General features: G+C 63.4%; 6 protein-coding genes and 1 pseudogene. 4 read left to right on the top strand and 3 right to left on the bottom strand.

Annotated elements, in window-relative coordinates; genetic code table 11:
• Window positions 1–318, top strand: a pseudogene (locus EN906_RS12815) (DNA mismatch repair protein MutS); the annotation flags it as partial.
• Here EN906_RS12815 and EN906_RS12810 read toward each other — a convergent pair.
• The 3 genes from EN906_RS12810 to EN906_RS12800 all read right to left on the bottom strand — a co-directional run bounded on the left by EN906_RS12810 (window position 319) and on the right by EN906_RS12800 (window position 4189).
• Window positions 319–1164 carry an aldo/keto reductase gene (locus EN906_RS12810; protein WP_127271333.1) on the bottom strand — a complete coding sequence of 282 codons (846 nt, stop codon included), beginning with the start codon at window positions 1162–1164 and terminating at the stop codon, window positions 319–321.
• 84 nt (window positions 1165–1248) lie between these two features.
• Window positions 1249–1641: a DUF305 domain-containing protein gene (locus EN906_RS12805; RefSeq protein WP_127271334.1), complete on the bottom strand. Its 393-nt coding sequence runs from the start codon at window positions 1639–1641 to the stop codon at window positions 1249–1251.
• A 43-nt stretch (window positions 1642–1684) separates the two neighbouring features.
• Window positions 1685–4189, bottom strand: a complete 2505-nt coding sequence (locus EN906_RS12800) for a heavy metal translocating P-type ATPase (protein WP_127276217.1) — start codon at window positions 4187–4189, stop codon at window positions 1685–1687.
• Window positions 4190–4374: 185 nt separating this feature from the next.
• On the opposite strand from EN906_RS12800, the gene EN906_RS12795 reads away from it, so the two are divergent.
• From EN906_RS12795 to murJ, 3 genes are all read left to right on the top strand, one after another.
• Window positions 4375–5193, top strand: coding sequence for a glycosyltransferase family 25 protein (locus EN906_RS12795; protein WP_127269992.1), 819 nt, complete (start codon window positions 4375–4377; stop codon window positions 5191–5193).
• Between the two features lie 79 nt (window positions 5194–5272).
• Entirely contained in the window at window positions 5273–8074 is a 2802-nt protein-coding gene (locus tag EN906_RS12790; RefSeq protein ID WP_127271558.1) for a [protein-PII] uridylyltransferase, read from the top strand.
• Window positions 8075–8120: 46 nt separating this feature from the next.
• Window positions 8121–9175 (top strand): murein biosynthesis integral membrane protein MurJ (murJ, locus tag EN906_RS12785; protein ID WP_127375203.1); only part of this gene is annotated, 1055 nt, incomplete at its 3' end.

Here is a 9175-nt window from a genome sequence, read left to right as displayed (position 1 = left end):
TTCCTGCACGAGGTCGGCAAGGGGGCCGCCGACCGCTCCTACGGGGTGCAGGTGGCACGGCTGGCCGGCCTGCCGGAGGCGGTGGTCGACCGCGCCAAGGAAGTGCTGCACCAGCTTGAGGAAGGTGAGGTTTCGGGCAAGACGAACCGGCTGGTGGACGATTTGCCGCTGTTTTCGGTGGCGGTGAAGCGGGAAGCGTCGAAGCCGGTGAAAAGTGATGTGCTGGGGGCGGCGCTGGGCGAGATCAATCCCGACGAGATGACGCCACGGGAGGCGCTGGAAGCGCTCTACCGGCTGAAGGGGCTGGCGGGGACATAGTCAGATCATCTCCAACCCGCGCTTGCGCGCTGGTGGAGGGAAGGCGCGGTCGAGATCGGTGATGTCCTGCGGCGTCAGCTTGATGTCGAGCGCGGCGACATTCTGGCGGACATGTTCCTGGCTGCTGGCCTTGGGGATGGCGATGATGCCCTCCTGTTGCATCACCCAGGCCAGGGCGATTTGCGCCGGGGTCGCATTGTGGCGGGCAGCGACGGCGTCGAGCCTGGCATTGCGCGCCAGCGCGCCTTGCTCGACTGGCGAATAGGCCGTCAGCGGAATGCCGCGTTGCAGGCTCCAGGGTGCCAGGTCGAATTCGAGGCCGCGCCGGACCAGATTGTAGAGCACCTGGTTGGTCTGGACATTGTTGCCGTCGGGCAGGCCGGTCAGCTCTTCCATCTCGTCGGTGTCGAAATTGCTGACGCCCCAGTGGCGGATCTTGCCGGCCTTTTTCAGGGTCTCGAAAGCCGCGACCGTTTCGGCCAGAGGCACGCTGCCGGGCCAATGCAGCAGATAGAGATCGATGCGGTCGGTGCGCAGGCGTTTCAGGCTGTTTTCGCAGGCGCGCTGCACGCCCACGCGCGAAGCGTTCGATGGCAGAACTTTCGAGACCAGGAAGGTCTCGTCGCGGCGCCCGGCAATGGCCTCGGCCACCACCTCCTCGGCGCCGCCGCCGGCATACATTTCAGCGGTGTCGATCAGCGTGATGCCGAGGTCGAGGCCGAGCTTGAGGGCATTCACCTCATCGGCGCGGCGACTGATATCTTCGCCCATCTTCCATGTGCCCTGGCCAAGCACCTGAACGGCTTCGCCTGAGGGCAGTTTGGTGGTTCTGATGGTCGACGGCATTGCGGGCTCCATTTAGGCCGATCGCATCACAGGCTGGACGAGAAATCCAGAGGCGTTCTCGCCGCGCTGACGATGGCTGAAGACTTACTTCACCGGATGGGCGGCGAGCCAGGCCTGCATCTGCTTGATCTCGGCTTCCTGCGCGGCGATGACGCCTTCGGCCAGCTTGCGGATTTCCGGATCCTTGCCATTGGCGAGTTCGACCTTGGCCATGTCGATCGCACCCTGATGGTGCGGGATCATGCCTCTGACGAAATCGACATCGGCATTGCCGGTATAGTCGGACGCCATCATGTCGGCATGCATCTTGTCCATCGCCGCCTTGTAGCCTTCCGTCGAAGGGCTGGTCGCATCCGCCGCCATGGCGCCCATGTCGTGTTTCATCTCTTCGCTTTGCGCCGGAACGCTTTCGAGGAAGACGGTAACCAGCATTCCGGCCGCCATCAGCAGCAGAACGAGTTTTTTGGCGAAGGTCATTCATGGTCTCCTGTTGGATGGGTTTCGTATTTGGGGGCTTGGATCAGAGTTTCAATGTTCTCAGCCGCAACGCGTTTGCGATCACCGACACCGAAGACAGGCTCATCGCCGCCGCCGCCAGCATCGGCGACAGAAGCGTGCCGGTGAGCGGATAGAGCACGCCGGCGGCGACCGGCACGCCAAGCACATTGTAGAGGAAGGCAAAGAACAGGTTCTGGCGGATGTTGCGGATCGTCGCCTGCGCCAGCGTGCGGGCGCGCACGATACCGTTGAGGTCGCCCTTGACCAGAGTGATACCGGCGCTTTCGACAGCGACATCGGCGCCAGTGCCCATGGCGATGCCGACATCGGCAGCTGCAAGCGCTGGTGCATCGTTGACGCCGTCGCCGGCCATGGCAACACCGGCGCCTGTTGCGCGCAGTTCCTCGACAAGGGCTGCCTTCTGTTCCGGCAGCAGGCCGGCGCGGACCTCGTCGATGCCGAGGCTTCTGGCGATCGCGTTGGCCGTGCGTTCATTGTCGCCGGTCGCCATGATGATGCGCAAGCCGCTTTCATGCAGAGCCTTGATCGCCTCGGCCGTCGTTGCCTTGATAGGGTCGGCGACGGCGACGATGCCGGCCAGCTTCTTGTCGACAGCGACGAACATCGCCGTCTTGCCTTCGAGCTGCAGCGCCTCGGCCTTGGCCGAGATGGATGCGATGTCGACGCCAAGGTCCGCCATCATCGCAGCATTGCCGAGCGCGACCGTCTTTCCCGAGACCGAACCGGACACGCCCTTGCCGGTGACCGCCTCGAAGGCGCTGGCCTCGGCAACGGTCACGCCGCGTGTAGCAGCGCCGTCGACGATGGCTTCAGCCAGCGGATGCTCCGACCCCTTCTCCAGACCGGCGGCAAGCGCCAGCAATTCCTCTTCGGAGAAGCCGTTTGCCGTGACGACATCGGTCAGTTTCGGCCGGCCTTCGGTCAGCGTACCCGTTTTGTCGACGATCAGCTTGTCGACGGAAGCGAAGCGTTCGAGTGCTGCGGCCTCCTTGATCAGCACGCCGGCATGCGCTCCGCGCCCGGTTGCGGTCATGATCGACATCGGCGTGGCGAGGCCGAGCGCACAGGGGCAAGCGATGATCAGCACCGACACCGCGGAGACGATGGCAAAGATCAGGCTGGGCTCGGGTCCAAACACGGCCCAGGCGATGAAAGCGACAATCGCGACAAGGACGACGGCCGGGACAAAGTAGAAAGAAACGCGATCGGCCAACCCTTGAATCGGGGCGCGCGAGCGCTGCGCCTTGGCGACGAGATCGACGATGCGCGCCAGCGTCGTCTCGGCGCCGACCTTCTCAGCGCGCATGATCAGCGCACCATTCTTGTTGAGGGTGCCGCCGGTCAGCGCATCGCCCTCGACCTTCTCGACCGGCAACGGCTCGCCCGTGATCATCGATTCGTCGATCGAGGATCGCCCTTCCAGCACCGTGCCATCGACCGGCACGGCGTCACCGGGGCGTATGCGCAGGCGATCGCCGGCTTTGACCGCATCGAGCGGCACATCGCTTTCGGAACCGTCGGCGGCGATCAGCCGCGCGGTCTTCGGCGCGAGATCAAGCAATGCGCGGATTGCCGAGCCGGTCTTTTCACGGGCGCGGAGCTCCAGCACCTGGCCAAGGAAGACCAGCGCAACGATGACGGCAGCAGCCTCGAAATAGACCGGTACCGCACCGCCATGGCCGCGGAACTGATGCGGAAAGATATCCGGAAACAGCGTGGCGACGACGCTGTAGAGATAGGCAGCACCAACGCCGAGCGAGATCAGCGTCCACATGTTGGGGCTGCGGTTGACGAGCGAGTCCCAGCCGCGGTGGAAGAAGGGGAAGGCGGCCCAAAGCACCACCGGACTTGCCAGGACCAGTTCGATCCAGACTTTTGCCCGGTCCTCGACCAGACCTTCAAACGTCAGGCCGATCATGGGTGCCATGGCGATGATCAGAAGGGGGATCGACAAGGCAGCGCTCACCCAGAACCGCCTGGTGAAATCGACCAGCTCGGGATTTGGCCCTTCATCGCCCGTTGGTACGCCCATCGGCTCCAGCGCCATGCCACAGATCGGGCAGGATCCTGGCTTGTCGCGGATGATTTCGGGATGCATCGGGCAGGTGTATTGCGTGCCTTTGGGCATCGGCTGCGGTGCCGGCCTGTCGCCGAGATATTTTTGCGGCTCCGCCTCGAATTTCGCCTGGCAGGCGGCCGAGCAGAAGTAAAAGCCCTGGCCTTCGTGGCGGGCAAAGTGCCTGGCTGTCGCGCGGTCGACGCTCATACCGCAAACCGGATCGGTGGCCGTCAGGAATTTTTCCGGCTCGGCGACGAATTTCGCGCGGCAGCCCTGGCTGCAGAAATGATAGGGATGGCCATCATGCTCGGCCGTCGGCTTGCCGGCGACCGGATCGACAGTCATGCCGCAGACCGGGTCGCGGACGACGCTCTTCGTGGTGGGCACGGCGCCTTTTGTCGAGCAGCAGCTACCATGCGCGTGATGATCGTGATCGGAATGCGTCATTCGAAAATGCCTCGATGGGTCGGTGTGTGACGCGGAGATAGGGCTTCCAGTAACTGGAAGGTCAAGGGCTGTTTCGACTTTCTTTTCCGGTCGACGGCGCGTCCATCCTCCCCAAAAAAAGTATCACGCGGCAACACCACGCCTGCTAGAGAGCGAGCGTCCCGGGGGTGAGATTTTCTTTGGCAATGAAGCGTCTGGTCATCAATCTCGATCGGTCTCCCGATCGCCTTGCCCGTGTGACGGCGGAGTTTGTCCGCATCGGCGTCCCATTCGAACGCGTTCAGGCCATCGACGCACGGGATCGGCCGGACCTGGACCAGCTGCCACAAAATGTCGGATATCGGAACAGGCTGCCATTGACTGACGGCGAGATCGCCTGCCTGCTCAGTCACCGGGCCTGCTGGGCCGCCATCGCGCAAGGCGACGCTCGCTACGGGGCAATCTTCGAGGACGACATCGTCTTTGCCGCGAAAGCCGGCGCATTGCTTCGCGACAGCGACTGGATTCCAGCCGATGCCGAAGTCGTCAAGCTCGAAAGCTATTTTTGCAAGACCGTGATCCGACGCAAGCGCATTGCCATCGGTCACGGCTTTTCCACATCCAAACTCGACGCCGGACATATAGGAACCGCCGGCTACATCATCTCCAGGCAAACCGCGCTCGACCTGATCAAGGCCACAGAGGAGATCGGCATCGCTGTCGACGACCTTGTCTTCAACCCCGAGTTTTCGGTTTTGCGAGGCGAGACGATCTATCAGCTTGTTCCTGCGCTCTGCGCACAAGATCAGTTCCTTGGCGACAGGGCGCTCCAATTGCCAAGCCTGCTCAGGGAAAAGCGCGATATCCAGTGCGCCGCCGGGACCGGGAGACGCAGAAAGACAGCCATAGCGAAGGTAAAAGCCGAGGCTCGGCGAATAGGCAAGCGCATTGCCGATTTCTGTCGACTGAAGCGGAGAATGGTCATTCCATTTACTTATCCGAGCCAGAGCTCAGCCGGGTCTTGAACCGGCTTTCAACGCCCCATACCCAGCGCCGCGAAAACGCGCTATAGACGCCGCCGAAACGGCAAGGCCGGCTGGGTATATGGCAAGAATCTCCCTGAAGCTCGACGAATTGATCGACGGCGAAGCCTTGCGCCGCGAGATGACCGCGCTGACCGCGGCCACGGCGGGCGACGGCTCCGGGCAGGTCGCGCGCAATGGCGTGCTCCAACTGCTCAAGGGACGACTGGCGGAAGGGCGCGCCATTGCCGAACGCATGCTGATGGACGATGGCGGCGGCAGCGCCTGCGCGGCGCGGCTGTCGCACCTCATGGACGAGATCATCCGGGCGCTTTACGATTTCGCCGTCACCCATGTCTACCGGGTCAAGAACCCGTCTTCGGCGGAGCGCATGGCCGTTGTCGCTGTCGGCGGCTACGGCCGTGGAACGCTGGCGCCCGGATCCGACATCGACCTTCTGTTCCTGCTGCCCTACAAGCAGACGCCGTGGGGCGAACAGACAGTCGAATACATGCTCTACATGCTGTGGGACCTGGGGCTGAAGGTCGGCCACGCCACCCGTAACATCGACGAATGCCTGCGCCTGTCGCGCACCGATGTCACCATTCGCACCTCGATCCTCGAAGCACGTTTCCTGTGGGGCGAGGAAAAGCTCTATGATGAACTGATGCTGCGGTTCGACCATGAGGTGGTGCGCACGACCGGCCCCGAATATGTCCAGGCCAAGCTTGCCGAACGCGATGACCGCCATGCCAAGGCCGGCGAAAGCCGCTATCTGGTCGAGCCCAACGTCAAGGACGGCAAGGGCGGCCTGCGCGACCTGCAGACGCTGTTTTGGATCGGCAAATATTTCTATCGGGTGCGCACCGGTGAGGAACTGGTCGACAAGGGCGTCTTCACCGAGGGCGAATACCGCGAGTTCCAGAAGGCCGAGGATTTCCTGTGGGCGGTACGCTGCCACATGCATTTCCTCACCGGCAAGGCCGAAGAGCGGTTGCATTTCGACATCCAGCGCGAGATCGCCGAACGGCTCGGCTACACCACACACCCCGGCCTGTCGGCGGTCGAGCGCTTCATGAAGCACTACTTTCTCGTTGCCAAGGACGTCGGCGACCTGACCCGCATCTTCTGCGCCGCGCTCGAGGAGGAGCAGGCCAAGCACGTACCTGGCTTCAACCGCATCTTCCTGACTTTCTCCAGGCGCAAGCGCAAGCTGGCCGGTACTTCCGACTTCATTGTCGACAACCACCGCATCAACATCGCCGACGACCAGGTGTTCGAGCGCGATCCGGTCAATCTGCTCAGGCTGTTCTGGTTCGCCGACAAGCACGGTCTGGAATTCCACCCTGACGCGCTGAAGCTGCTGACCCGTTCGCTCGGCCTGGTCAACAAGTCGCTGCGGCGCGACGAGGAGGCCAACCGGCTGTTCCTCGACATATTGACCTCGGATCGCAATGCCGAACTCAATCTGCGTCGCATGAACGAAGCCGGACTGCTCGGCAGGCTGATCCCGGATTTCGGCAAGATCGTCGCCATGATGCAGTTCTCGATGTACCACCACTACACGGTGGACGAGCATCTGATCCGCTGCATCGGCGTGCTGGCCGAGATCGAGCGCGGCGACGGCGAAAAGGTCCACCCCTTGTCGCACACGCTGATGCCGGGCCTGAAGAAGAGCCGCGAGGCGCTCTATGTCGCCGTACTGCTGCACGACATCGCCAAAGGCAGGCCGGAGGACCATTCCGAGGCCGGGGCCAGGATCGCCCGTCGCATCTGCCCGCATATGGGGCTGTCGCCTGCCGATACCGAAACCGTGGCCTGGCTGGTCGAGAACCACCTCGTGATGTCGATGACGGCGCAGACCCGCGACCTCAACGACCGCAAGACCATCGAGGATTTTGCCGCGATCGTGCAGTCGGTCGAGCGGCTGAAGCTGCTTTTGATCCTCACCGTCTGCGACATCAGGGGCGTCGGACCCGGTGTCTGGAACGGCTGGAAGGGCCAGCTGCTGCGCACGCTCTACTACGAGACCGAATTGCTGCTGACCGGCGGGTTTTCGGAAGTGTCGCGCGCGCAGCGCACGGCGGCGGCGCGCGAGCGCCTGGCCGAGGCGCTTGCCGACTGGCCGGACAAAGCCCGCAAGCGCTATGTCGGCCAACACTACGAGAATTACCTTTTGACCGTCGATCTCGCAGACCAGTTGCGCCATGCCGAGTTCATCCGCGAAGCCGACGTGTCAGGCAACAAGCTTGCCACCATGGTCAAGACCCACCAGTTCGAGGCGGTGACCGAAATCACCGTGCTGGCGCAGGACCACCCCCGTCTGCTCTCGGTCATCGCCGGGGCTTGCGCCGGAGCCGGCGGCAACATTGTCGACGCGCAGATCTTCACGACGTCGGATGGCCGCGCCCTCGACACGATCCTGATCAGCAGAGAATTCGATCGCGACGAGGATGAGCGCCGGCGTGCCGAGCGTGTCGGCCGGCTGATCGAGGACGTGCTGTCGGGCAAGAGCTGGCTGCCGGAAATGATCGAGAAGCGCACCAAGCCGCGGCGCGGCTCCAAGGTGTTCAAGATCCCGCCGCGCGCCGAAATCCGCAACACGCTGTCGAACCGTTTTTCGGTCATCGAGGTCGAGGGCCTCGACCGGCCGGGACTGCTGTCGGAGATCACCGGAACGCTTTCCGACCTGTCGCTCGACATCGCATCGGCCCACATCACCACCTTCGGCGAAAAGGTCATCGACACTTTCTATGTCACCGATCTCACTGGCCAGAAGATAGACAGCCCGGCCCGCATCGCCACCATCCGCAATCGGCTGATGGCAACGCTCGAAGGCATCGTGCCCGAACGCGGCGGCAAGTCCAGGGCGGCGGCCGAGTGACAACGACCATCACTTCGTCCCAATTTCGCAGGCAGTTCCCAAAAGCATGAGCCTCGTCAAGAAATTCGCAACGGTCGCTTCCGGCACGCTGATGAGCCGCGCGCTCGGTTTCGGCCGCGAGATGCTGATGGCCGCCGCACTCGGTACCGGACCGGTCGCCGATGCCTTCAACGCCGCTTTCCAGTTTCCCAACACCTTTCGCCGGCTGTTTGCCGAAGGCGCCTTCAACGCCGCCTTCGTGCCGCTGTTCGCCAAGGAGATCGAGACCCACGGTACCGAAGGCGCCAAGCGCTTTTCCGAGGAAGTGTTCGGCGTGCTGTTCACGGCGCTGCTGGCGCTGACGATCATCATGGAACTGTCGATGCCGCTGATCGTGCGCTATCTGGTGGCGCCGGGTTTTGCCGGCACGCCGGGGAAGTTCGACACCACGGTGACGCTGGCGACGATCATGTTTCCCTATCTGATCTGCATGTCGCTGGGCGCGATGATGGCGGGCATGCTGAATTCGCTGCGCCGCTATTTCGCCGCCGCGGTGGCACCGGTGTTCCTCAACATCATCCTGATCGGCGTGCTCGCCTATGCCTGGTATAAGGGCTCGGATGCCCTCACCGTCGGCTACGGGCTGTCCTGGGGCGTGCTTGCCGCCGGACTGGTGCAACTGGCGATCGTCTGGGTGGCGGTGCGCCACGCCGGCATCTCGATCGGCTTCCGCCGGCCGAAAATGACGCCCGCGGTCAAGCGGCTGCTGATCCTGGCGCTGCCGGCGGCCATCACCGGCGGCATCACCCAGATCAACCAGCTGATCGGCACGGCGATCGCCTCGGCGCAGAACAGCGCGGTATCCTCGCTCGCCTATGCCGACCGCATCTACCAGTTGCCGCTCGGCGTGGTCGGTGTTGCGGTGGCGATCGTGCTGTTGCCCGAATTGTCGCGGGCGCTGAAGTCGGGCAATCTGATCGAGGCGGCCAATCTGCAGAACCGCTCGGTCGAGTTCACGCTGTTCCTTACCCTGCCGGCAGCCGCGGCACTCTGGGTGATGTCGGAGCCGATCGTGCGGCTGGTCTATGAGCGCGGCGCATTCGCCGCCAACGGCTCGCCGCC

The organism is Mesorhizobium sp. M7A.F.Ca.CA.004.06.1.1 (genome assembly GCF_003999135.1).
Taxonomy (GTDB): domain Bacteria; phylum Pseudomonadota; class Alphaproteobacteria; order Rhizobiales; family Rhizobiaceae; genus Mesorhizobium.
This window is presented reverse-complemented; position numbering and strand designations above follow the sequence as displayed.

What these genes read in the sequence shown, in the direction of transcription:
- EN906_RS12810 (WP_127271333.1), bottom strand. Translation starts at nt 1,164, where the DNA reads ATGCCGTCGACCATCAGAACCACCAAACTGCCCTCAGGCGAAGCCGTT.
- EN906_RS12805 (WP_127271334.1), bottom strand. Translation starts at nt 1,641, where the DNA reads ATGACCTTCGCCAAAAAACTCGTTCTGCTGCTGATGGCGGCCGGAATG.
- EN906_RS12800 (WP_127276217.1), bottom strand. Translation starts at nt 4,189, where the DNA reads ATGACGCATTCCGATCACGATCATCACGCGCATGGTAGCTGCTGCTCG.
- EN906_RS12795 (WP_127269992.1), top strand. Translation starts at nt 4,375, where the DNA reads ATGAAGCGTCTGGTCATCAATCTCGATCGGTCTCCCGATCGCCTTGCC.
- EN906_RS12790 (WP_127271558.1), top strand. Translation starts at nt 5,273, where the DNA reads ATGGCAAGAATCTCCCTGAAGCTCGACGAATTGATCGACGGCGAAGCC.